At 52.5% G+C, this 23,839-nt stretch carries 21 protein-coding genes; 1 reads left to right on the forward strand and 20 read right to left on the reverse strand.

Annotated features, from left to right (window positions below; translation table 11 throughout):
- The 4 genes from CK501_RS06495 to CK501_RS06510 form a co-directional block, all read right to left on the reverse strand.
- A complete protein-coding gene (locus CK501_RS06495; RefSeq protein ID WP_095616931.1) occupies window positions 1–1,539 on the reverse strand; it encodes an oligosaccharide flippase family protein in 1,539 nt (512 codons plus the stop codon).
- A 9-nt stretch (window positions 1,540–1,548) separates the two neighbouring features.
- Window positions 1,549–2,574 (reverse strand): ATP-grasp domain-containing protein, encoded by a 1,026-nt coding sequence (locus tag CK501_RS06500; protein ID WP_143421394.1) that lies wholly within the window; start codon window positions 2,572–2,574, stop codon window positions 1,549–1,551.
- A 140-nt stretch (window positions 2,575–2,714) separates the two neighbouring features.
- Entirely contained in the window at window positions 2,715–3,842 is a 1,128-nt protein-coding gene (locus tag CK501_RS06505; protein ID WP_158223067.1) for a glycosyltransferase family 4 protein, read from the reverse strand.
- A gap of 7 nt (window positions 3,843–3,849) precedes the next feature.
- A complete protein-coding gene (locus tag CK501_RS06510) occupies window positions 3,850–5,220 on the reverse strand; it encodes an O-antigen ligase family protein (protein ID WP_095616934.1) in 1,371 nt (456 codons plus the stop codon).
- A gap of 90 nt (window positions 5,221–5,310) precedes the next feature.
- Here CK501_RS06510 and CK501_RS06515 point away from each other — a divergent pair, with 90 nt between their 5' ends.
- On the forward strand, window positions 5,311–6,120 hold the full coding sequence (locus CK501_RS06515) for a sulfotransferase family 2 domain-containing protein (RefSeq protein ID WP_095616935.1): 810 nt from the start codon (window positions 5,311–5,313) through the stop codon (window positions 6,118–6,120).
- Here CK501_RS06515 and CK501_RS06520 read toward each other — a convergent pair.
- The 16 genes from CK501_RS06520 to CK501_RS06595 all read right to left on the reverse strand — a co-directional run bounded on the left by CK501_RS06520 (window position 6,072) and on the right by CK501_RS06595 (window position 23,816).
- Window positions 6,072–6,971 carry a polysaccharide deacetylase family protein gene (locus CK501_RS06520; protein WP_095616936.1) on the reverse strand — a complete coding sequence of 300 codons (900 nt, stop codon included), beginning with the start codon at window positions 6,969–6,971 and terminating at the stop codon, window positions 6,072–6,074. The two genes, CK501_RS06515 and CK501_RS06520, sit on opposite strands and share 49 nt — an antisense overlap.
- Complete coding sequence (locus CK501_RS17240) at window positions 6,959–7,627, reverse strand: GNAT family N-acetyltransferase (protein ID WP_095616937.1); 669 nt, start codon at window positions 7,625–7,627, stop codon at window positions 6,959–6,961. The genes CK501_RS06520 and CK501_RS17240 overlap by 13 nt, the downstream gene beginning before the upstream one ends.
- On the reverse strand, window positions 7,599–8,753 hold the full coding sequence (locus CK501_RS06530; protein WP_095616938.1) for a glycosyltransferase: 1,155 nt from the start codon (window positions 8,751–8,753) through the stop codon (window positions 7,599–7,601). Before CK501_RS06530 ends, CK501_RS17240 begins: the two co-directional genes overlap by 29 nt.
- On the reverse strand, window positions 8,740–9,621 hold the full coding sequence (locus CK501_RS06535) for a glycosyltransferase (protein ID WP_095616939.1): 882 nt from the start codon (window positions 9,619–9,621) through the stop codon (window positions 8,740–8,742). Before CK501_RS06535 ends, CK501_RS06530 begins: the two co-directional genes overlap by 14 nt.
- 6 nt (window positions 9,622–9,627) lie before the next feature.
- Window positions 9,628–10,758: a glycosyltransferase family 4 protein gene (locus CK501_RS16695; RefSeq protein WP_143421395.1), complete on the reverse strand. Its 1,131-nt coding sequence runs from the start codon at window positions 10,756–10,758 to the stop codon at window positions 9,628–9,630.
- 4 nt (window positions 10,759–10,762) lie between these two features.
- Window positions 10,763–11,788: a polysaccharide deacetylase family protein gene (locus CK501_RS06545; protein WP_095616941.1), complete on the reverse strand. Its 1,026-nt coding sequence runs from the start codon at window positions 11,786–11,788 to the stop codon at window positions 10,763–10,765.
- A gap of 5 nt (window positions 11,789–11,793) precedes the next feature.
- Entirely contained in the window at window positions 11,794–13,104 is a 1,311-nt protein-coding gene (locus CK501_RS16700) for a hypothetical protein (RefSeq protein ID WP_143421396.1), read from the reverse strand.
- 363 nt (window positions 13,105–13,467) lie between these two features.
- A complete protein-coding gene (locus tag CK501_RS16705; RefSeq protein ID WP_143421397.1) occupies window positions 13,468–14,352 on the reverse strand; it encodes a glycosyltransferase family protein in 885 nt (294 codons plus the stop codon).
- A gap of 116 nt (window positions 14,353–14,468) precedes the next feature.
- Window positions 14,469–15,473 (reverse strand): sugar-transfer associated ATP-grasp domain-containing protein, encoded by a 1,005-nt coding sequence (locus CK501_RS06560; RefSeq protein ID WP_158223069.1) that lies wholly within the window; start codon window positions 15,471–15,473, stop codon window positions 14,469–14,471.
- A 167-nt stretch (window positions 15,474–15,640) separates the two neighbouring features.
- Window positions 15,641–16,915, reverse strand: coding sequence for a phenylacetate--CoA ligase family protein (locus tag CK501_RS06565; protein WP_143421398.1), 1,275 nt, complete (start codon window positions 16,913–16,915; stop codon window positions 15,641–15,643).
- Window positions 16,912–18,036: a glycosyltransferase gene (locus tag CK501_RS06570; RefSeq protein ID WP_198949416.1), complete on the reverse strand. Its 1,125-nt coding sequence runs from the start codon at window positions 18,034–18,036 to the stop codon at window positions 16,912–16,914. The genes CK501_RS06565 and CK501_RS06570 overlap by 4 nt, the downstream gene beginning before the upstream one ends.
- Entirely contained in the window at window positions 18,037–19,194 is a 1,158-nt protein-coding gene (locus CK501_RS06575) for a glycosyltransferase family 2 protein (RefSeq protein ID WP_095616946.1), read from the reverse strand.
- Between the two features lie 2 nt (window positions 19,195–19,196).
- Window positions 19,197–20,078, reverse strand: a complete 882-nt coding sequence (locus CK501_RS06580; protein WP_095616947.1) for an XrtA system polysaccharide deacetylase — start codon at window positions 20,076–20,078, stop codon at window positions 19,197–19,199.
- Window positions 20,079–20,081: 3 nt separating this feature from the next.
- The gene (locus tag CK501_RS06585) at window positions 20,082–21,308 is read right to left on the reverse strand and encodes an outer membrane beta-barrel protein (RefSeq protein ID WP_158223070.1); all 1,227 of its coding nucleotides are present in this window, start codon (window positions 21,306–21,308) and stop codon (window positions 20,082–20,084) included.
- A 79-nt stretch (window positions 21,309–21,387) separates the two neighbouring features.
- The gene (locus CK501_RS06590) at window positions 21,388–22,284 is read right to left on the reverse strand and encodes a P-loop NTPase family protein (RefSeq protein ID WP_198949417.1); all 897 of its coding nucleotides are present in this window, start codon (window positions 22,282–22,284) and stop codon (window positions 21,388–21,390) included.
- The gene (locus tag CK501_RS06595) at window positions 22,281–23,816 is read right to left on the reverse strand and encodes an XrtA system polysaccharide chain length determinant (RefSeq protein WP_095616949.1); all 1,536 of its coding nucleotides are present in this window, start codon (window positions 23,814–23,816) and stop codon (window positions 22,281–22,283) included. The genes CK501_RS06590 and CK501_RS06595 overlap by 4 nt, the downstream gene beginning before the upstream one ends.
- Window positions 23,817–23,839: the final 23 nt, after the last annotated feature.

Genomic DNA, 23,839 nt, shown 5'->3' on the forward strand with positions numbered 1-23,839 from the left:
TCAGTCGTCCCCTGGTGGTCCGTCAGAGACTGGTTGACGCCTGATCCGCGCCACTAGCCACTGACGCTCATCCCTGTTCATTGCCAAGCCCCAGAAGGCCAGGCCATAAATAGCCGCTCCCAGCAAAATGGCCGCCACAATCCGCCCATAGCCCGTCAGCCCCCACTCAACACGCAACCAGAGCACAACCGCCCCCATGATCAGTGTGGGAATCACGGCCGGCAGCAGGCAGCGGCGCACGTACTGGCTCATGGTAATGCCAAGATGATGACAGGCCTTTCGCAGGAAAATCGGGGTAACCACGAAAACCGGGAACACCGAACCGAGCGCCGCCCCGATCACGCCGATCTCGGTAACGGCCCACACGCTCAGGCCCAGATTTGCCAGAGCAGCAATGGGCGCCACCCGTGCGAATATGCCGTGCTCATTGATGGCCGTCAGGTAGCGGCTGGCAAAGGGATTGAGCTTCGGGACGACGATGTAGAGGGCGATCAGCACGATAATGGCGTTGACCGTTTCCGGATCGAACTGCCCCTTCATCCAGATCTCGATGAAGGGCGTGCCGACCAGGCTGACACCGAGCCCCATGGGCAGCACAAGACCCACCAGAACCTTGCTGGACAATAGATAGACGCGCTTGATCCGGTGGGCCTGCCCCCGTGCGTTGAGATCACTGAACAGAGGCATGAAGGCATGGCTGAGGGTCATGGTGATGCTGTTGACGTATCCAACCAATGTGAACGGTATGGTATAGATCGGTACCATGGATGGTCCCAGAAGCGCACCGATCACCAACCGGTCCGACATTGTCTCAATCTTCTGCGCTGCTCCCTGGATGAAAGACTTTGACCCAAACTGGAGCATTTCCCGGAGTTGAGGCCACCGGAACTCCCGCAAATCAGGATAGATTGCACCCACGCGGCCTGGTGTCAGCATCAGTGAAAAAAGGATGAGCTTGATCAGAGCAAAAGCAGCCGAAAGCCCGGTAAAGAGCAACAGGGCGTTGGCAGGTGTCATGTACAGGTAACTGAGGACCGAGATTCCAACTGTACCCGTTATGTTGATCACGTTTTTCAGGTAATAGCGCTGGAGCCCCTCAAGAAAACTTTCAGAGACGAATCTGGGAAAGGCAAACATTACCTGAATCCCGATGATCATCAGAAAAAGCGTATATTTTCGTGTTTCTGAACCATCCTGTTCCAGCAGGATACTTGGGAACCATAAGGCCCAAAGCCAGAAAAAAAGCGCTAACAAAATGCCAATGGCGATCATGAAAACGAGGCTTGAAGCGTAGACACGTATGAGTTGCTCGCGATCCCCGTGTGCGTTGTGCATCGAGGCAAACCGGCTCACTGTAGGGCGCATTCCGAGATCCATCATGCCCATGTAGCCGATCAGCGCCAGTACCATCTCCCGTAATCCGTAATCATGGTGGCCCATCATCTCCAGATAGAACGGTGCCATCAGGAATGTCACAACCATGCTGACAACAAGCTGGACAACGTTTGAGCCTGTGTTGATGAGCAAGCGCTTAAGCATGGTATTCGTTCAGGTCCTTCCGGTAATCTGTTCCCAGAATTTGATCGCGTAGTACATCAGGCTGGCCCATTTGTCGTCAGATGCCCAGAAGGCATCAACTACGGGAAGCGGTTTCCCATTTGAGCCCCGGTACCAAGGTCGCCCCCGTATCCGGCGCCGCAGAAGCAGGGACCAATCTCGCCATACCACGTCCTTTTGCTGCTGAGGCTGGTAAAGTTCCGGATGACCAATCGCATGTAAGTACGCAGCAAATATCAGGTTAACGCCGGCCGCTTCAGAGATTGCGACAAAATTGTCGGGCCGGAAGTTCGTCTCGATATAATAAAGTTCGCCGTTTCGCAGATCTTTCTTGAACTCGACACCAAGCACCCCGCCCACACCAAAGCATTCAAAGACCTTCCTTGCCCGTGCCTCTACATTAGGCTCCACTGCTGTGCGGCCAATATTGGTCCGCCCTTCCGGCCCGTCCACACACTTGTGACCTGTAATGATTTGCCGCACGCTACCATCCGGTGCACAGTCAGCCAGTGCGAACCATACGGAGGTCGCATTTCCCGGTATGTATTCCTGCAGGAGAATCCTGGTCTTTCCCCTAGCCAGTACGGGGGTGAGAACTGAGTTCAATTGCTCAAACGATTGAGCAACGAATACCTTCCCCGGAAAGTTGCCACGCTGAATATGGTCAAGCGGTCTTGCAATGACCGGCAGGCGCAAACGTGTCAATGCATCGGCGAGTTGGCCAGAATCCTTAACCGTCTCGCTGGCTGGTAATGGCACCCCGCAACGTCGAACCCATTCCAGCTGATGGTCCTTTCCTGCAAGTTCCGAGGCCTGCACGGGAGGTATGGTGGCGATCAATCCATCAGAGATTCGACCCCATAGTTCTGCCATGCGATCTACATCAAAATCACCCGCTGGGAACAGGACAGGTTTCCTCGAAAAGCCAGCGGTGAAGTTATTGATTAACTCCACAAGTGCGTCATTATCCAGACTACGGGCATCCATTACCCCGGTCACATAGCGGCTGACCCTCACGGCGGTAGGTGACTCTCCGCGTGTAACCAATGCATAAACAGGAACCCCCTGACGCCCGAGCGCCCGTACCTGCCCGAAAAGGTTAGGGTTCACCTGGCCAACCACCAACGCTGGATGTAGGGTTTCCTCTGACAGGAGCGTCAAGGTTTTACCCTCTCCAGGTCCTGATAAAGAGACCTGATAGCTTTTGCAGGACGATCTATGGCAAAGCGTTCCACTGCCTTCGACTGATAGGCTTCGAAGGCAGTCGTGCGGGATGGCAGGTCCTCAAGCTCCCGAATCAAAGCATCGCGCAGGGAACGGCTGTCCCCCGTATGGATCGTCTGGGCAGGCGATCCAGCGAGAATTTCCCGAAGCCCCACGCAGTCACTACCGACAATTGGGACGCCGGCAGCCATGGCTTCCATAGCAAGAAGCCCACATGCTTCCCAACGGGAAGGCATGGCTACCACATCCACCCCCTTCAGCGCCGCTGCCATATCGTTGGTCTGCTCGGCCTGGTGGAACAGGTCCCCCAACCCCTTTTCTCGCAGGTAGTCATAATCTTCGCGAATAAACGCCCCCCAACCAAAGGTGATGACATGAGGCAACGGCTCGAGAAGATTCTGTTCCCGTATGTCAGCCATTGCATCCACCAGCAGCCGGAACCCTTTCTGGTTCATGAAGCGACCGAAGAAGCCGATGATCGGGGTATCAGGCGCAATCCCGAACTCCTCCCTCAGGTTCCGGGGGGTACCATCCCGGAAATATTCGGCGTCCACTCCGTGGAGGATGCCGTGAATCCGGGATGGGGAGACTTTCGGGAAAAACGTCCGGAAGTTCTCTGCGGCGTCCTCGGTGACGGCATGGATGCCGGTCATGCGAGCGAAAAGTCGTGCCATGACCCAATGGCGTATGCGATTGCTGGCCCCCTGGAACTGGGCGTGTAGGAATACATCATGGGCCGTCATCAGGTGGGGAGTGCGGCCGCCCAGCCCCAGGGAAATTTCGGTCAGCAAGCCTGCAGAGAACCCATGGGAGTGGATCAGATCATAGTTGCCTGTCTGGTGGGCCCGCCGAACCTGGCGTACAAATGCCAGGTTAGAGGACTCCGCCTCTACCACCTTGATTCGCCCTTCCGGCAGAAATTCGGAGAGATAGGCTGAGAGCCCCTGGTCCGGAGCGATCAGGGTAAAAGTGCAATCGCTGAAACAGGGCTGACCGTAGATGTAGCGGAAGAACGTCCGTATTCCGCCTCCGGGCTGGAGTGCGGTCATCAGAATCTGCATCGAGATGCTATCCCTTGCGGTACGACAACTTTCTGGCCAATGGGTAAACCGCTTTCGGTGCCGGCTCATTGGCCGATTCCGAGGGCTGGTGCTTCGCAATCCGCCCGTTCACGCAGCGCGCGAACACGATCACAAGACCACCAAACAGGTACCAGTAGTACTGGGACAGCCCATAGTAATTGATGCTGTATACCGCGTACATCCAGAAAACGGCGATCAGTGCCTTGTTGAGGTTTGCATAGTAACCCGTGACGGCTTCGGGGTGCTCAAAGAGCAATTGGCCGTTTATACGGAGTCGTCGCCAGATGCGGTACAGGAAGGTGAGGAAGATGGCGGCGCCAATGATCCCGATTTCCGTAAACAGTTCAGCGTACAGGCTGTGGCTGGCCTTGGTGGAGCCGTGTGAATGGTATTTAGCCTCGGAAGTGGTTCCGAGGCCATGCCCTACAACCGGCCGCCTCAACCCAAGGCCCAATTCCTGAAAGAATCCTCCAATACGACCCTGGGCGGACGCTGCCCCCTGGGTATCCTCATCAATCAAAGAAAGATAACGATCTTTCTGGATCGGGGACATGCTGTTCCAGCCAGCTATGGCCACGGCAACCGCCACAAGGATCAGCATGAACTTGCGGCTCGATTCCCTGAAAATCATCCAACCCACCACGAGCAGCGCAATAAAAGCCCCGCGGGACATAGTCTGAATGAGCGCGTAGAGCAGCAGCGGCATCAACGCCAGGTACAGGAGCTTGCGCGTAAAACGCCCCGTCCAGAGCAGATAATGCAGAAACGGGATGACCGTGACGATCACGAACCCCAGCTCGTTGGGGTTGATGACGTCGGCCGGCGCCCCGGCCAGCCTACCGGCGAATTCACCACCGCCGAGATATGTTTCTCCCCCCATATAACCCTGGGTGAAATGCAGGTATAGCGGTTCCAGAACCCGGAACAACTGACAGCCGACAAACAGGGTCACTGCCTTTTTTAGACGGCCTTCGGTGTCCACGACAAGGACAGTGAACACCAGAAAAACAACCGCCTTAACAAAATCATCCAGATTGTGACGCACCACACTGCCCGGCCATTCAACCAGAGGCAACGACAACACCAGGTAGCCGATCAACACCATAAAAGTGCGCATGATGGGATCGCGGGTTGCCCCCGCGAACTTATCGCGCTGGATAAACAGCAACCCGCTCAGGCACAGAACCAGCAGTAACGTTGGCCGTACATCCCCATACACCGGAATACGTGATGGAAACCGCAGGAAGAAATCCATCAGGAACCAGCAGTAGATGAAAAAGGTAATACTGGTGACCCGGGGGCGGTTCGGGTTGATGATTCCGACGGGGGACGCCTTAGAGGTGTAGTGGGCTGTCAATCCGGTATCCGTTTGGCTGTTCGCTGTTCCGTTGATCCGCTATGATGCCTGTCTTCGCGATCCGTATTCCAATCGCAGGGAAGGCTTAGCATGGGATTTGTACAAGGGCTGTTTCAGAACCAGAACCGGTTCAAGCGGATGCTGCTTGGGAACCGGGTCGTCTTCCATCATGTGCCCAAATGCGCCGGCACCTCGGTGTCCCGTGCCCTCCGGGTGCGCTATGCGCTTTCCCAGGCCTCCATCGCGGCTCCCGCCACGGCGGATGTCATCAACCGCCAGTACGGTACCTCGGATTTCAGTAACCTGGAGCACTTCAACCGCATCCGCCGGTTCCGTGCAGAATTGTTGCATTATCTGATGTGGAAAGACACCTATTTCATAGGCGGTCACGTGCCCTTTAATCGGGCCGCCTACGACCATCTGGGCAAGGGCTACCGGTTCATCACCGTCCTGAGGGATCCGGTGGAGCGGTTCATCTCCGAGTACTTCTACAATCGAGGCCGTAACCATCAGGCGAGGATTGATGCCGACCTTGCGGAATACATCGAATCCCCGTTGGGCCAACGTAATGCTCTTCGATGCTGCGAATACTTTTCGGGTCAGCTTGATTTAGATCTGGAAGACCCGGAAAGCCTCAAACACAGAGCGAAAGATAACCTGAAGGCATTTGATGTTGTAGGTTTTACAGACAGCATGGGGGTATTTGAACAGAAAGTGCGACAAGCACTTAATGTACGTGTTTCCTTTGGGCGGGAAAACCAAGGAAATCGATCCTCTGCTGAAATAAACAAGGAAATAACGCCCGCATTGCGCAGCCGTTTAGAAGACCTTTGTAAACATGATCGAGAAATCTATGACTTTGCCAGAGACTTAGTTCTCCAGAGAGGGGAGAACTCATGACTCGGAATCCGCCCCTGGAACTGTCTGGATAAACGCCGCCCCTGTATCCAACCATGTAAGCTCCCTAGGCCGGCGCCAACGCCAGGGATATTATAGAACCGAAGCTGCCTCTCCAACCATTCAGCTGCTTGGTTCTCCACATTGATTCTCCGAATCAATGAGTTATCTTTTATAGAGTTATTACCACGCAGCACCGAATGCTGCACCTCTATTCCGCGCTCCCATACGAGATTTGTCAGCGTATGGCTGAATTGTCCTTTCGGCCAACAGAACTGCTTGGGGTTACTACCTATTCTCGTTCTAAAAACTGATATGGAATCGTCAAGATCGGTAACGAATGCTTTTTTTACCCCTTGCCAGGAGCTCTGTTGCCACCACTGACCATGAGAGTGAGAGTGATTTTCCAAGTGGATCAACCCCGAGTCTTTCGCTGCGAGCAACTCGGACCAACGCATCATTACCTCATCGCGAGCAACTGGGTCCGCAGCCAACTGCATAGCCTTGGTATGAGCCGGTACCTGCCATTTTCCATCAGTCTCAAATGAGCGCTGCTCTCCCTCGCCTATCCAGGCAGTAACTATGAACCAAGTTGCGGGGATTTCAAACGCTTTCAGAACTGGAAAGGCATATACCCAGTTATCGAGCCAGCCATCATCAAAAGTTAGCATTACTGCAGGCTTATCGAGCCTCTCTTCGCCTCTTCTTAACCGGATCAGGTCATTCCCCGTGAGAACCCTGTAATCACTTTGAGCAAGCCAGGCAATTTGGCTTCGGAACCGATCTGGTGAAACGGTAAAGGGCCCCGGCGTAGGAGAGATATGATGATACATAAAGACCGTTATTCTGGCCATAAAACTCTCAATCTCTTAGGGTTTGTATTCGCTGAGTAACGACTCCACCGAATCCCAAACAATGAAATTGTTAACTTCTCCCCGATGGGCTTGAAGCCTGCATTGAGATGGGCTTTAACAGAAGCAGGTCGTGAATACCATACAAGAGAAACGCAATAGCTTCTCCCTGCTCTTGCCAGCGATTCACTAGCATAGCGACAAAGAAGTGTACCGATTCCACGACCTCTCCCAGGGGGAGCGACAAATAAAGTGGTAATTTCAGCCGCGTTGGCAAGGTCGAAAAATTGTGCGGTCCTGGAGGTTGGGCACCAACATCCCCCGACTACGGAACCTTCCGCTAAAGCGAGGAAGCAAGGGACACCGTTTTTAAACCTTGACCTGACCATATTATCAACAGCCTCCCGCGGCAAGTGTCCGACAAGCTCATCCGGTAATGCAGCAACTATCGCCGCCGTATCGGATTCTTCCGCCCGCCTGAGCTCTACTGGCACTGAAGAATCACTACCTTTCTTACTTTTAAGTTCAGAATAAAGAACGAGCCATCGTTGATAGGAAAATATACGACGTAGAGCCCTATTTGAAAGATATCTTATGTGAGAGGAACCGCGACGCAATGGATGCCTACCCCTAGACGAGCTCACCAAGAAGAGTGTCATATAGTTGAAGGTGTTGGAAGATCATGTTTTCAAGGCTATGACGTTGTACTGCGAGATCTCTCCCCTTAATGCCAAAGAGAGAGGCTTGCTCCGGGTCATCGAGAACACGTTGCAAACAGTCCGCCAGCGCCCCAACATCACCAACCGGATAACGCCAACCAGTCTCACCATCAATCACAGCTTCTTGATTACCTCCAGTATCAGACGCTATTACTGGTAATGCTGCCTGCATATATTCCACTATAGAGTTCGAATATCCCTCGCTTTCTGAACAAAGGAGACCCACGTAGCCGACTCGAAGTAATTCTTTGACATCAGATCGAGCCCCAAGAAAATGGACATGATCCTCAATGCCGAGTTGCACCGCCAGGATCTCCAGATTACTATTGTCTCCCGCTCCTACAATAACGAGTTGCATTGGCCTTCCACTGTCAAGGACACGTTTAGTTGCTTGGAGCGCATCACCGATTCTTTTTAAAGGCCTATTATTAGCGACCAGAAAGGCTATAGGCCCCTTGCTTTCATCAAATATTGAGTTCTTTACTGCTCCGCTAATAGATGAAGAGATGTCTTCATAACCATTGTAAATAACTCGAATACAGTTTTTATCGATCCGTTCTTTTATAGATGTTATATGCTTTACCGCTTGACTATTCACCACTACACTGTTCACGTACCTTCCTGTTATCCGCAATATCTTCAAATAAAAAGGCGTATACCAATAACCCATATCCCGCCTGGAAATTATTGATCGAATACCATAAAGATAAAAGATCGGTGGTCCAATTATGGAGGCATCATGGAAATACATATGCGCGAGTCTCACGCCCTCTCGGCGTTTACGCCGAATAAATCGTAAAAACCGGAACCAGGTTGCCAACCGAAAAAGGCTTGAGCTGCCAAGAACATGAACCGGGCACGGTATCTCCTCGCTATTTGTGAACTGAGAACTCTTAAAAACCAAAAGTTCTGGGATATACCGATCCCTTGGAAGATACCGAAGCAGCTGAAGCAGCTGTCCCTCTGTCCCTGCATTTGGGTTAACGATACTGTTGCTGACAAACAGTATGCGTTTGGGCCCGGGAACTCCGGCTTGATTTGAACCACGGACATTATCTGATGGCATGAACTACCACACTCAGAGCCCTACGCGGATCAAGAATGCTGGCCTTCAGAAAATGAAAAAAGGCTGAAAACCGTGACCCTTGTCTCCAATAAACCTGACCAAGCCTAAAGTTCAATACCGCAGCCCTAGACCGTAGTGCTTTAGACGAGTAAGGATATCGGTTTTTCGCTCGTTCCAGAATCTCAAATCCAGTGCGCCAGCGTCTTTCAAGACCGTTCTTGCTTATTGTATCTCCATGCTTAGTGTATCTGAATACATAATCGGGGACGTAAGCAACTCTCCCAATCTCGAAAAGCCTAAGAGCCATATCATGGTCTTGGGCAGCCCTGAACGATTCTTCAAAAAAACCAGCTTGATCTAGTAGAGTTTTACGTATCAGGGCACCCCCGGGGAGGGCGATGTAGCAATCCTGTAGTAGGCGCTCGGGGTCACCTGATTCCTGATGCTCTTCTGGAAGCGTAGAAAACAGGGAATGACCTTCTGAATCAACAGCTAAACCTCTCCCATAAACCATACCGAAATCTGGGTTTTCCTCTAAATACTGTACTTGTTTGGATATCTTATCCTCGAAAAATTCATCGTCGCTATCCAGTATTCCAATATACCGTCCAGACGCTTTTGTAATGCCAAGATTGATAGATGCAGACTGTCCAAGGTTGTTATGGCTTTCATGTATCAAAAGACAAATTTGACTCTTTTCAGAATAATCAGAAAGAATTTCATAAGTTCCGTCTGTCGAACCATCATCAACAACAATTAACTCAATATTGGGATAATTCTGGCGCAAGACGGAACTGATCGATTTCCTGATAAATCCTGCTCTATTAAATGCTGGTATGATAATAGTCACTAGAGGTCGTTCTGACATTATTTCTTAGTTCTCAAATGAAGAGTCTATAACATCCAAAACTCTGTTAGAAACATTCTCCCAAGTATATTCTGTATTTACAGCTAAATAACCGGCTCTCCCCTTCTCTTTTAAAATGGAGGGCGAGGACAGCCATTGAAAAAGCAGTCTTGCTAACCCTTCGCTATCATTAGGCTGTATTACTTCACCAGCCTTATTGCCACTAATTATCTCCGGCATAACACCCTGCGTTGACCCGATACAGGGTAGCCCATACGACATTGCTTCTATAAATACTTCTCCAAAAGCCTCAATTTGAGAAGGCAAAACAAAAACCGACGCTGACTCAAAACAAGCTTTATACACCTCAAAGTCTTCCTTAACGCGTTTATCCAAAAAACCGATCACAGTAACGCCTTCTTCGCGTATATCCCATTCCCTCCCAGCCAGGATCAACTCGGCTCCAGGAATCCACTGGCGCAATTTGCGAAACGCAACAAGAACTGTTTCGCCTCCCTTTTTTTCAAATGAATGAGTAGCGACAAAAAGTATTTTCTTTGAATTATAATTTTTGCTTTCGATATCTTGAGCCTCAAACGGAGTTCCAAATCCCACATAATGAACTTTATCTTTGGGAACTGAAAAATCTTGAACAAAAGACTCAGCAAGCGTTCGGCTCATTGAAAAAATACCGTTATTTTTACGGTAAACTTGATCTTCAAAGGCTAGCGCTGAATGAATTATTTTGCTCTCAACTACGTCTGAAGGAAGTTGATTTATATAACTAATAGCGTTGTTGTCGTGAAAAGAAAAACACTTTTTACCTTCTTTTTCAGAAAAACTAGAAATATCTATATTTGAGCCAACTTGAATGATTACATCAAATTCTTGATCAACATTTTCTAAAGCTTTCCTTGCTTTCCTGCTAGCTAGGTTGTATCTAAAAACATCAAGCTGATTTCTTGTATTCCAAACCTGAAAGTCCCAAGAAAAGTTCCGGGCTAATAATGCCCACTTCAATGGCTTTGGAAGACTCACATCGACCAAACTTGCCAACCGACCTTTTCTTTCAAGCTCTTGAAAAATCCGAATAAAAGCCGAGCCTTTCCGCTTTTGAAATTCGAGACCAGGAACCACTCCCAAGATTTTAGGTTTCAAAGCTCTAACAACCCCAATCGAATTTGCTGTTACGGTTTAATAATCGTGCTCCAAGCCAATCAATACCGTAAACGGTTTTCTTAAATGCGAAAAAGTCTTCACCCACTCCATGACGCCTTAGTTGATAATCGTCAGAAATACCGAGTGAATCATAAAACGCGACCGTTGCGGCTTTAAAATCCGTTTTCTGAAAATGATCGTTAAGATTTTCTGGAACGTCTTGAGGCTGTCCGTTAGGAAAGCAAAAAGAAATAGGCTTTTTGCCTGTCTCTTGATCTATTCTTTTACTGCATTCATTGAGTTCAGTATGAATCTCAGAATCCGTCAATTGTCCGAGACTGTAATGGTTTACCGTATGACCACCAATTTCTATTTTGTTGCGAGCCATATCACGTATTTCGTTCCAGGTTACAGGGGCGTATTCCTCTGGGGGACTGCTTGGAATGCTTACCCCAAACTGTTTAGCTAATTTATTTATTTCATTTTCTATTGATTTTCCGTTCTGCTCTAAAAGCCGACTAACCAGCTTTTTCCATATATCATCTGGTTTCGGGGTTTTATTAGCGTCAATAAAAAGCTCGCCACACTTAAAATAAGTTATGCCAGACGGCTTGTTCTCTATACACCACCGAAGCCGGTCATGCCAAAGCCATCTCTCACCATCAACAAAAGCTGTAGCGACAAAAAAAGTGGCAGGAATATCTCTTTCTTTAAGGAGTGGATAGAAAATATTATAGAAGTCCCTATAACCATCGTCGATAGTAATTACTGATACTGGCTTTTTGCGGTTTTTTAAGAAATTTGGGTTCTTATAATTAAGTATTAATTCGCCTAGAGAAACTATTTCCGTCTCTCTCATCAACAAGTCTAGTTGGGTGCTAAGCGTCTTTTTACATATATACCCCTCTTTCTTATCCTCAGAAAAGCGATGATACATCAGAATCCTAGGATAGGGACGCGTTAGAGAATGAGCCACGCGATAGCCAAATAACGGCCCTATTTTTTTGATAAGCCCGGAAAGGTTAAGCATCAATATTATTGAACTTCAAAGTTTTTTGGTTCACTCGGGAGGGACGATATTTCAATAGCATACCCATCACTATTGGGGTTGCCCTCTGAATCGAAGACATAGGCATAGACGACACCTGCTTCTGATTGCAGGACTCCCAAGTATGTCTGGATTTCAATCTGATTTGCTGACCAAGATTTTATCAGTTGAGGTTCGCAATTCCCCTTACCATCCCGAACCGACTGAATAGTTCTAGCTGAACACAGCAATACCCGATTAAAATCTAAATCCATATAGATGTCATCTATTTCGGTAGTAAAAGGAACGGGCATAAAATCGTTAATACCCAAAAGAGCTATAGAGATCGCTTTTGGGTCACTAATTCCTTCGTCAATTACGCTTTCCTGCCACTCCTTATCCCCAATCATGTAAGGCTCATCATTAAGAAATATCCTCATCTCTGGATCTTTATTATTTTTATAATCAGGTTTTGAGACTTCGATTTCAAACTTATTCCATCGCCCGGGATCAGGTAATTTAGAATCGAATTCATTTAGCCAAATACTCTCCCCTGTTCCAGCTAAGCCAACATTGCCAAGAGAATACCTGTACCCATCGTTATCAGACCAAAAGCGAAGATACTTACCTCGCGGATTTAAGTAACCATTATCATCAAACTTTCCTAAAGACGGCGAATCCGGGAATCTTACTTGGGTACCGGTATTAACCCCTGTAATCGTCTTACCTTTCATCTCATCGTTTCGGGTTACGTTTTCTGGGGGTTCAAAAAAAATCCATCCATGGGGTACGTCTCCTAAATTTGATTCGTATGAGATCAATTTTCCTTGCCCGCTAACTCCTTCAATTTCTATTGATTCACCATATTCTTCTGAACCATTGCTTTTAAATTGATCGGAGTTTTCGTCGCCCGGTATTGCATAGTAGTTAGCAAGATCAAAGGGCATCTTGAACCAATATGAAATATATGTCTTTCTGCTTTCTCTATTTACGTCTGTACCACCAATAACAGTCGGCCAACCTAAAAAATTATTGTTACCCTTCGCGTAGTAATGCGCTTGGCTAAAAACAGTTCTTCCGGGACGTTGTTTCGTGATTCTCATACCGGTATTGAATTTGTCATCAGATGGCGGCAGGCTGGGTTTTCCCCAGATCGTTTCAGGATCTTCGTTGGGACGTTTGATCAACTCCATATCATCAAAACTGGACTGATGTTCGTTCTTTACCCCATTTTCCCAAGCGATATCAGCGTGGTCATAAAATACGGTTGCCTCCTGACTTTTTGTCGTGAAGCCCGATCCCTGGATCGTCAGGCTCATGCCATTATCCAACTTATCACCATCTTTAGAGCTAATAGAGCTTATGGTAGGCGCCGCTAAAGCCGCATTTCCCATAGTGATAGTAACCGCTGCGACGAGAGCTAACCTGTATACGGAAGACCGTTTCTTTGGTTTGGAATCAAATATATAGGTTTGCACTGAAACTTCTCCAAACAGAATTCTGAGGGGTCCTGGCCACGGAGGCGATCAGCCTCATCCTTTTACGCTATTTTACAGGTTTTGTCGTATAGCCCGAGCACTTATGGAAATTTTTCGTTCCCCAGGAGTTCGTTGTTGTTTCGAAAGGTTGCGCAGTGTCAGAAGAGGCAACCTGTGTCATCAACTGTAAAAGGGCACGGTTGATCAGGACCCAGTTGCAGAAGATAAACCAGATAAAGCACTGACGTACGCTTGTAGCTCATTGAAATCTCGGGCCCAACTTTCTTTCCGGACCTTTTTGATATTCAAGCCTCTCTCGTACAGAGACATCCCTTGCTCTCGAACGTCTTCAATCGCGGCAGCAATTTCTTGCTGAGTGTGGCCGGTGAAAGTCGCGTCCTCACCATAAAAATCTTTCAGCGTCTCCGTCGCAGATGTGATCAGTGGTTTAGCGGCTCCTATTGCTTCATAGCCCCCACAAACGAGGCACCATTCTGCAGAGGTAAGCGCCATTACGGCATCAGCCGCGACGAGTAGTTCGTCATACTCCTGATTTGAGACGAACCCTGTCAGTTCCACATTGTCCGGCATCGCAGTAGGAGTTAGGCCTACTTTCCGATAATTACCACTGATTTGAACAGTAACAGAGTTATCTAAAAGATTCGCTGCACCAATAACCTCTTCATAGGGTTCGTCGTGTGAAAATGTGCAGACGTAGAACACGGTAAACCTGTCGGTGTTTCGTCGTGGTTCGGCTGCTAAAGGGAATTCTGGAATGGGGTCAGTTAGGATAAATGCGCGTCCTCCCTTTCTCTCTACCAGTTCCTTTAAGTAGGAGTTAGTGACAATTGTTAAATCCGCTACACGCAGGCTAAATTCACTGCAGATGATAACAAACCATATGGCTGGATTTAGGGAGAACCCTTTACCCAGACGGAAATTGGTATGTCGGTCAACAATCAAAGGGTAACGCAGAACTAGCTTGAAAAGAGCGGCTACTGCAGCCAGGACTCTCGAAGGGTTTTGAACAAAAATTATATGGTGGCGTTTTCTCCATAATGTCCCAAGCGTTTTGAGTGCCAGCAACATATGGCTTATGCCACTGGGTCCACCGGCCTTAATAACCAAGTATTCGCTTTCTAGGCGTTTTGCCAGTTCCCTTGACCGTCGATGGTCCTCCCACGTTATCCAGCAAATTGGGCGCATTACTGCGTTACTCCATATTCATCGAGAATATCCCTTTGGTGCCGATTAATTAGAAGGTCCAACTGAGAATAAGCTTTCACAACGGGTTCGGATCTAAGGATTGGCCCTGTGGCCTGTTCAAGATCAACGTTGTCATAGCTGGAGTTAATTTCTATTAACAAGGGTCCGTCCTCAGCAATCGCAATATCCATCCCAAGCAACCGATAACACTCAAAGTACCGTTGCACATCTGACGCAAGGTCAACCACGTTCTCCCAGAAAGGAACTTCGACCCCCTCAAACATTATCTTGGAATCCGGATGCTCAAAGTAGAGCCGGCTTTTCCGGTCACTCCCCGTTTGACGCAGTTTCCCCTTCTTGGGATCAATTGGAACACAAAGTCCCCCTTGGCTCAGGTTATCAACCTTACTTTGGCCAGTTCCGAATCGCATATAAGCACCAATAACCAAAACCTCATCATTATCCTGGAGTAGCGTGACAATTCGAACCGTGTTTGTGGATCCTGAAATCCGCGTGATGGCTGGATGCTGCTGGATGAAGGATTGGACAATATAATTGCGTTCTGACAGCACTCCCTTGAGATCAATCTCAGTTTGCCCCTGAAGATACCGGATTTTGGCATCCTGTCTTTGGCAATATACGACGCCGCCACCACCTTTCCCGTCGACGGGCTTGATAATCAGCTCTGATAGGTTTTGGTGCAAATTGAACAATTCATCGACGCGTTCCTGGAAAGGCTCACTAGGTTTGATCTTTCCAAGAATACTCGGTGTCGGGATGTTCGCATGCTGGCACAGGGCATCTGTAATCCATTTATCCTTGAAGAGGATCTCATATTCCGGTGGTTGTACGACCCGTTGGAGCTTTTTCCGTTGATAGGGATCATAGTTGGAACCGTAATAATACTTCCACTCCGAACGCGGCTTTTCCCAGAGACGACAGGGACTGTAATTATCAGGGTAATACTTGAGCACGAAAAATATATAAAGAAAATCCAGCCACACACCGACTCTGGAACGTGTGCAGATATCCCAGTTGATGTTCGAATAGCAGTAAGGAAGCGCCAGGAAACGGAGGCAGCGCCTTAGAATGGGAACGATATGATAGCCAATGGCATTAGCCCAATGCGTAAGGTTTTCATACTGTGCCTCCAGTATTGATCGATTCGTTCTCACGATCCAACTGCCCCCATTGCTGCACCACTATTAGTCGCATTAATCGTCTGAACGAAATAGGACGTCTTCCCTTGCCGTTCCAACCCTGACTGTGTTTCTACTTTCACTTCATAACCTGCGCTACGTTGAATTGCCATCTCAATATCCTTGGCAACCGAGACGGTACCTTCCTTGGGCTCAGGGCTACACACTAATCCAAAGACCCCGGGTCGGACTTGGGTGACGACGAACTGGAACAGATCACCGTGTTTTTGCTGGTACTGATCAACCGCATAAGCGAATTCGACTGCATGGAATCGCTCATTTTCCGCCGTAAAAGCAAAGCGGTTACTCGTTCGTCCCTCAAGGAGAGAAATGATTTGAGTGCTCCCGAGACCCGGACAATCCACGGTACTGAGCTGGAGGATGTCGCCCAGTTCATAGCGCACCAGTGACTGACTGGACCGGGAAACATCCGTCACCAGAGCCTGTTCCTCCGGGCCTGATTCTAATAGAAGCCACGGATTCACGAGATGGCGATGACCGGAGCGACATTCAAAGGCAATGATATCGAATTCCGACGCGCCATACTCCTCGTGCACGGGGCACCGGAAGATACGGCTCAGATGTTCTTTCTGGCTTGGGAGAATAGTTTCCGCCGTAACGATTACACACTTCAGGCCTGGCACCATCTGCCCATTCTGCTTCAGCTGCCGTGCACACTCCATCAACAGGGAAGCGTAGCCATATAGGTAATCGGGGCGCCATTCGATGAGCTCCTGGATTTCCTTTTCCAGATTACGGCCGGATGTATGGAATACGCGGCGGTTGAGCACGAAATTCTTTACTCGGCTCTTTAATCCCGTCTCAGGCCTTCCCCAGAGTCGCCCTTCCCTGTCCCCCACGCGGATGCCGCAGTGGCGGTAGCAGTAATCGCGAACGCCGAGCATACGCCCGAGTTCCTGGCGATTGAGCCAGATGCTGGTTGGGTCCCCGCTGCTGCCGGCGGTGTGGCGGTGGAATACGGCGGACTTGTTGGGCCTGGAGGCTGAGTGGCGGAATGCCTTCTTGGTGAGGATTGGAGCCGTCTTAAGCTCGGCGTACGTTTTCACCGGGTTGCCGTTTGCATCCCTCGGGGCCACTTTCTTCAGGATTGATTCGAGATATTCTTCCCGGGATTCCATGGCCCAGGCGCGTTCCACCGCTTTTCGCCAATAGCCTATGCGCAGGCCCATGGCCAGAAACAGGCTACGGGCGAGCAGGCACCGAAAGCTCCGGATGAGTCGCATCAACCAGCCACCTGTTGATAGATGTCACTGTAGGCGGTAGCCATGGCCCTTGAGGAATAGATCCGATGTACTTTTTGATACGCCTTTTGGACCTTATAACTTCTTGGTTCCTGATTTTTCAGGCATTCGTGCAGTGAATCCCTGATGCTTTCAGGGAATGGTTCCTGCACAATCCAACCATTTTCCCCGTTCTCCAGTACCTCAGGCATAGCGCCAACGGCCGACGCGATGACCGGCAGCTTCAGTGTCATGGCCTCAAGGAGGGTGATGGGAAGCCCTTCTGTCCGGGAGGGGATCACAAGGGCATCTGCCCTGGCCATGAGGGCTGGGACGTTCTCTTGGAATCCCGGCATCAGGACATCTGTGTCGAGGCTGTACTGTTGGACCAGAGATTCCAGCTCACCCCGCTGCTTACCCTCACCCACGACCAGGAGCCCTGCCTGGGGATAGTGATCTCGGATGGCCGCAAATGCTTCAATCAGGCGCTCAAACGCTTTCTCCCGGGAAAGACGGCCGACACCGAGTATCACGGGAGAGTGGGTGGAGAGGAAATGCCCCATGTCCGAAGCGGGTTCTTCCTCTGCCCGGCGCTCTATGTCGGCAATATCAACGCCGTTCGGGATGACATGGGCTTTCGACCCCTGGAGTACGGATTCAAGCTCCACTCTCATGGGTTCATTAACCAGGATCACCCCCTGCATACGCCGTAATACCAACCGATCCATCAGTTCATACAGCCACATCTTCGTGAACCGGGGCGCACGCACATAGCCGTGCAGTGTCGCGACCAGGGGCAAGCGCATCCGGCGGGGCCAGATTCCAGCCAGAATATTGAATTTGTATCCATGGGAGTGCATCAGGTCATAGCCCTGCTCCCGGGCCCAGGTGATGATCTTCCGGGCTTCCGGTAGGTTTAACCCGGGCTTCATGCGCCACGGTGTTATCGGTAACCCCAGTCGACGCGCCTCGGCTTCCAGTGGTTTCTCCTCGATCGCCGGTTCCCCTGCGCTGAGAATCATGGGCTCAAGGCCCTGCTTGATCTGTTCGCTGACCAGCGCAAGCAACATCTTCTCCGCGCCATAGAGGCCACCGCTGTCGATCAGGTGGAGTACCTTCAGGCCCAACTACCCTTTCCTCGGATTCCAGATAACCTTCTTCTCCCCGCGCCAGAAGGCCGCTGCCGCCTTGTAGCAGGCAAAGTTGAGCAGCGTGAAGTAGTACGGGACACCGTAGACAGCAGGCAGGGACTGATTGCGTTCCTGGCGGCGGTGGCCGACGCACGCGAGGCCATAGAAGGCAACCTGGGCCCAGAACGCGAGGGTGTAAAAGCCGCCAGCGTCCGCCAGGATGGTGGAAACCAGTACAAGCACGGCCAGCGGAATGAAGGCGCCGTAGCGAAGTACCTTGTGTGAAATCAGCTGGAACGCGTAAAGCCCGTGTGTGAACGGGTTCAGCAGCTGGCGCATGTCGTACAGTGCCCAGATGGCGCGCAGGGAAACGCGTACGCGCATGGCGAATTCACTCTCGGCGTCGTCCAGGGCCTCTTCCTTCAGCAGTGCTTCAGGCTCGTAAACCACGCGGTAGCCCTGCTCGGCCACTTTCAGCGGCTGTACGAAGTCCGGCAGCTGATCCGCGCTGAGCGGTACGTAGAGCGAGCGCCGCATGGCGTCGATGCCCCCGTCCACACCCACGATGGAGCCCATGGCGGTTTCCTGGGCGCGGATCCAGTTCTCGTACTTCATGTAGGCGCTGCAGCCGTCGCCCATGAGGGCTCCGTCGGCCTGGGTGTAGACCATCTTGCCGGTGACGTAGCCCACTGTTGGGTCCGCGAAGTTACGCAGCAACTTGCGTACCGCATCCGGCGCCCATTCGGAGTTGGCATCCGAGAAAAGGATGACCTCGCCATTGGCCTCCGGGGCCAGGGTGTTGAGGCCGGCGGTCTTGCCCTGCCGTGGGCTCTGGCGGAAGAGCCGGATGGGGATATCCGCGTTTTTCGCGATACGTTCAACGATGGCGTCGGTGTCGTCATCGGATTCGTCGGAGATGACAAGGATCTCAAGGCGGTCCTTTGGGTAATCCTGCGCCAGCTTATTCTCCAGGGTGGCGGCGATGCAGTCGGCCTCATTGTAGGCGGCGATGAGGATGGAGGCCGTGGGCTGGTAGTGGTTGTCGGCCTTTACATCCCGATCCCGGAGCTGGGCCAGGAGCCAGGTCAGTGCGGGGTAGCCTGTGTAGATGTAGGCGACCAATAAGGCTGAAAGCCAGAAGAGGAATTCGAGCATGGTCAGGTTTGATCGCGTGCGGAGCACGCTCCTACGGGGGTGGTTTCGTTCCGGGTCAGGACGTCGGTGACGGTTGTGAAATCGAAATCCTGGAGGAGACTTTCAAGGCGGGCCTCGCACTTCTCCAGGTTGTTGTAGTGGCGGAATTTCGAGAACCAGCTGACGTTGAACCGGGGCTGGCCGGGGTCAATCTCCCAGGGGTGCAGGTAGAAGATGAACGACCGGCCCTGGCGGTTGAGCGAGCCCAGGCCCCAGCGGCTGAACCAGTACGGGAACAGGCGGAAGTAGCCGCCGCCGGCAATGGGCACGGTGGTGCTGCCGAACTGCAGGGTGCTCAGGGGGAACTCGACCAGCTCATGGCCCTTGTCCGTGGTCAGGCGGTACGGCCAGCGTGAGGTGCCGGGCATGCCGTAGCGGTCGTGGCGCACGGGGAAGATCGATGAATCCCAGGTGAAGCCGCTCTCGGCCAGGATGTCCAGGGCCCAGCGTGATTCGTTGGTGATGGAATAGCTGGCGGCACGGTAGCCGGTCACTGGCTGGCCGGTGATGTCTTCCAGGAGGTGCTTGGAGCGGACGGTCTCCTCGCGAAAGACCTCCGGCGTCTGGTTATAGACCAGCTGGTGGCTGTAGCCATGGCTGGCGATCTCGTGGCCCGCATCCGCGATACGCCGGATCAGCGCTGGTGACCGGTCCGCCACCCAGCCAAGCACGAAGAAGGTGCCACGAGCGTGGTGGGCATCGAACAGCTCCAGGATGCGGTCCGTATTGGCCTCGCACCGGTATTCCGTATTCGGCCAGTCGTCCGGGCTGATGGCTTCGGAGAGCGCCGCTACATGGAAGTAGTCTTCCACGTCGATGGTCAGGGCATTGGGTGTTGGGGTCATGGGTTACCTGAGGTTGTAACGGACGCCGAACTGGATCCAGTTTTCGTCGTATTCACGAGCGCCCGGGAGTTCGGCGGACTGGGTCTCGTGGCCAATGCTTGCACTAAGGGTCAGGTCCCGCGTCCGCTGATAATCCAGCCCGAGCTGGGCCCGCACTGTGTCGCGCTCATCCTCGCTGTTCTGGCCGAACGTCTCACGGGCAAACCCCGCGCTGCCCTGCCCTGTGAGGTTCTGCATGAGCCGGTGGCTGACGGAGAGCTCGCTGCTGAGGCGTTCCTCGGTGGTTCCGGATGCCTCGTAGTCGGACTCGGTTGCGGAAACACTGAGATCGCTCCGGGTGCGCTCCGTCCACTGCTGCCCCGCCCCAACCGTGAAGGCTGTGACAACAACGGCGGAGGTCTGGGTCAGGTTAAAATCCAGGCCTGGGATCCGCAGGTCGACCTCGGAAGAAACGTCCGTTATGGAACGCCGGAACTCGGCGAAGGCGCTGGTACCCTGCCCCCATTGGTGGCGGTACGCCAGCTGACCGGTAGCGCCTTCCGTATCGTTCACGAGCGGGCCCTGTTCGCTCTCCAGCCAGGAGTAACCCAGCTCGCCGCTCCAGGAGCCGTTGCCACGCTGCCAGTTGAAGAAGCCATTGGCGCTGCGGCGCACCAGTTCCTCTTCGGTCTGACGATAATCAATGTTGCTCTGGCTGGCGGCGAGTCCACCATTCAGGTTACGGGTGAACAGGTGCTGCCAGCGGCCGGTGGTGACGACGCGGTCGCTGTCATCCTCGGTGGATTCCTGGAAGCGGGTCATCTGGTATTCCATATCCAGAGTGAGGGTATCCCGGCGGCTGGGATACGCAATGAAACTCGGCCCGGTTGCAAGGAAGTTGCGGCGTTCCCGGTTGTTCGGGGAATCAGGAGCCTGGGTAGTGGTGCGAACGTCACGGATGCTGCCACGCGCGCTCCAGCGCACGTTGCGGTTGGGCTGGCAGTTGCCGGAGGCGTCCAGGTCCGCGCTTACCTCATCGCTGTTAGTCCCCCGCTGGTAGGTGACAAACGCCATGTCGCCTCCAATCGCGGCTTCACAGGTTCCCGGCCCGGTCTGCTTGTTGATCCCGATCCCAACCCGGTGCTCGAAGTCTTCCTCTTCGCTACCCGAGGCGCGCTTATCAATGTTGTCCGAGTACCGGGTGTTCGCGAACACGTCCACGGTGGCGGGATCCGCCCACGCTACCGCCATGGGCCACAGTGTGAGGACTGCACCGAAAAGCGTTCTGATTGTTCCGTTCCTCCTTGAACCGGGACCGTTTAGGGTCCGATCAGGCATTCAGTATGGCTCCGACGAATTTGTTGGGGTCGATGCCCCCAACGGCGTTTTCCACCTGGGTGGTGGTGACCTTGCCGTGGGGAACCACGAGCATGGTGTAATCACAGAGTTCGGTAAGGATCCGGGCATCCGGAGAATCCGCGATGCTGGCCGTATCCAGGATGATGAACCGGTCCGGGTAACGCTCACGGATGGCGTGGATGAATTCCTCCATCCGCCAGCTGGTGAAGAATTCCGAGGGCGATTCACGCCGACTGCCTGCGGGAATCAGGCGCAGGCGGGGAATCCCCGTCGGATAGATGATTCGGCCAATGTCGTATTCCGGGTCCTCGATGAAATCCGTCAGACCAGCGTCCGGCATGATGTCCAGCAGCGAATGCAGGCTCGGGTAGCGCAGGTTGCAGTCCACCAGCAGCGCGGTCTTGGACTGGTCGAAGGCAAAGGCCGCCGCCAGGTTGATCGCCACAAACGAGGCGCCGGCACCCTCCTCTGCTCCAGTCACCACAAGCGAGAAGTTGGCGTTGTTGCTGACTTCCAGAAGCTGGGTCCGCAGCTGACGGAAGCGGTTCACCAGGTTTCTGTCCGGCGATTCGGGATAGATGATGCGCCGCTCATCCAGATCATCCCGGTTCAGGCGCCGGGGTTCCTGCATGTTGGTGATCTGCTTGCTGGCCTGGATCTTCTCCGTGAGGTCACCCCGCCGACTGACCAGTTCATGGCCGTCACTGGTGGTGCCATGGCTCTGGCGCCTCGCGTGGGGGCCGCCATCGCCCTTTGCGGTGGCATCCGGCGGTACCCGGTCAAAATGGGCATCCTTCCCCGGTTCGCCTTCCGTCCTCGGTGCCAGATCCCGGTCCTGATCGCCGGACCCCTGCCCTGATTCGCTCATTCAAGCACTCCTGTCATCTTCAGGAACACGACGGCTCCATATGCACTGCCGACCAGAATCACACAGACGACCATGACAAAGTAGCCTCGCTTCTCCCGTCGCCGCTCATAGGGCGTACGGACCTGTGGGATGCTTCCAAGAAGAGGAATCTCCAGGGCATCCCGGAGCTGCTCCGTACTCCGCACCCGCGGATCGATCTGAAGGACGCCCACCAGAAGCCCCAGGGGTGCCATCAGCCCCAGGAGCCAGCCAACGGAGGCAAAGGTCTCAAACTGGAGCCCTGAGGGATTGAGTGGGTACCGTGCCTGTTCGTGGACCTGAAAAGACAGGCCCTGTCCCTCAACATCCAGGTGCATGGAAACCCGCGCCCGTTCACGCCGTTTCAGCAGATCGTTGAAGATCTCACGGTTTACCTGAAGGTCACGTGTCAGTTCGGACCGTTCGGCTTTGTTCTCCTGGATCTTTTCCATTCGGTCTTCCTGGGCACTCAGACGCCGCTGGAGCGCGCTGATGCGCGTCCGCAACGATTCCTGACGGGTCTGCGTGCGCGAAAGGTCGGTCTTGAGCTCCTGATAAACGGGGTTGAACATGAGCCCGCCTTCGCCGACCGGCTCAACCTGTCCCAGCTGACTGTTGGAACGGCGTTCCTTGAGCTCCTCGATCTGACGTTCCAGGCTGACCACGTCCGGGTAGGAGTCCTCATACCGCAGCTTCAGCTCATCCAGGCGGTCCTCCATACGGCTGATACGCTCCGTGAGAGGACCCGCGGCTGCGTTCCCCTGGCTGCCCGAACCATTATTGCTGGTAAGTGATTCGATCTGCTGTTTCAGAGAGCGTTCCTGGGCTTCCAGCTCCTCAAGCTCCAGCTCAGCCGATTCGATATCATTGCGGATGCTGGCCATCCGGGAGTTGGCTTCCTGCTCGGTACCTTCAACATTACGCGAGAGGAACTCCTTGAGCTTCTGTTCGGTGTCGCTGATCTGCTGCTCGTAGGACTTCACCTGTTTGTCGATGAACTCATAGGCACTGCGGCTTTCCTCACGCTTGCGCCGGTTGGTTTCCTCAAGGAACAGCTGGCCCAGCCGCTGCGCAATCAGATACACCTCCCTGGGATCTGTGTCCTGATACCGGATGGACAGGTAGCTGTCTCCCTGGGCCACCACGCTGATGTTGCTTCTGAGCCTTGAATACAGCCCTTCGAGGCGCTCAGTGGACATCTGGCTGATATTCTCCTTGAAGATGCGCTCGGACTTCAGCAGGCGCTCGAGCACACGACGTGAATACAGCAGCTCCCTCGCCGAGGACGCCTGGTCGGAAATACCGGTAATTTCCGCTGACCCTTCCATAAGTGGTCGGATGATGTTGCTGTTGTCCACGAAGATGACCACTTCCGAGCGGTACTGGTATGGGTAGACAAACCCAACAGCGAGAACCGCAAAGCTCACCAGTGCGAAAAGCCCCACCGCCGCCCAGCGATAGTTACGGAGCTCGCGCAGCACTTCAAAGGGCAGACGTGACAGTGGCAATGCCATTTATGATTACCTCCAGTGGCGCA

The organism is Halovibrio salipaludis (assembly GCF_002286965.1).
GTDB classification, from domain to species: domain Bacteria; phylum Pseudomonadota; class Gammaproteobacteria; order Pseudomonadales; family Oleiphilaceae; genus Halospina; species Halospina salipaludis.

Coding starts and splice junctions, on each gene's coding strand:
- CK501_RS06495 (WP_095616931.1), bottom strand. CDS start 1,539: ATGCTTAAGCGCTTGCTCATCAACACAGGCTCAAACGTTGTCCAGCTT.
- CK501_RS06505 (WP_158223067.1), bottom strand. CDS start 3,842: ATGCAGATTCTGATGACCGCACTCCAGCCCGGAGGCGGAATACGGACG.
- CK501_RS06515 (WP_095616935.1), top strand. CDS start 5,311: ATGGGATTTGTACAAGGGCTGTTTCAGAACCAGAACCGGTTCAAGCGG.
- CK501_RS06520 (WP_095616936.1), bottom strand. CDS start 6,971: ATGGCCAGAATAACGGTCTTTATGTATCATCATATCTCTCCTACGCCG.
- CK501_RS17240 (WP_095616937.1), bottom strand. CDS start 7,627: ATGACACTCTTCTTGGTGAGCTCGTCTAGGGGTAGGCATCCATTGCGT.
- CK501_RS06530 (WP_095616938.1), bottom strand. CDS start 8,753: ATGCCATCAGATAATGTCCGTGGTTCAAATCAAGCCGGAGTTCCCGGG.
- CK501_RS06535 (WP_095616939.1), bottom strand. CDS start 9,621: ATGTCAGAACGACCTCTAGTGACTATTATCATACCAGCATTTAATAGA.
- CK501_RS06545 (WP_095616941.1), bottom strand. CDS start 11,788: ATGCTTAACCTTTCCGGGCTTATCAAAAAAATAGGGCCGTTATTTGGC.
- CK501_RS16700 (WP_143421396.1), bottom strand. CDS start 13,104: ATGAGCCTGACGATCCAGGGATCGGGCTTCACGACAAAAAGTCAGGAG.
- CK501_RS16705 (WP_143421397.1), bottom strand. CDS start 14,352: ATGTTGCTGGCACTCAAAACGCTTGGGACATTATGGAGAAAACGCCAC.
- CK501_RS06575 (WP_095616946.1), bottom strand. CDS start 19,194: ATGCTCGAATTCCTCTTCTGGCTTTCAGCCTTATTGGTCGCCTACATC.
- CK501_RS06580 (WP_095616947.1), bottom strand. CDS start 20,078: ATGACCCCAACACCCAATGCCCTGACCATCGACGTGGAAGACTACTTC.
- CK501_RS06585 (WP_158223070.1), bottom strand. CDS start 21,308: ATGGCGGTAGCGTGGGCGGATCCCGCCACCGTGGACGTGTTCGCGAAC.
- CK501_RS06590 (WP_198949417.1), bottom strand. CDS start 22,284: ATGAGCGAATCAGGGCAGGGGTCCGGCGATCAGGACCGGGATCTGGCA.
- CK501_RS06595 (WP_095616949.1), bottom strand. CDS start 23,816: ATGGCATTGCCACTGTCACGTCTGCCCTTTGAAGTGCTGCGCGAGCTC.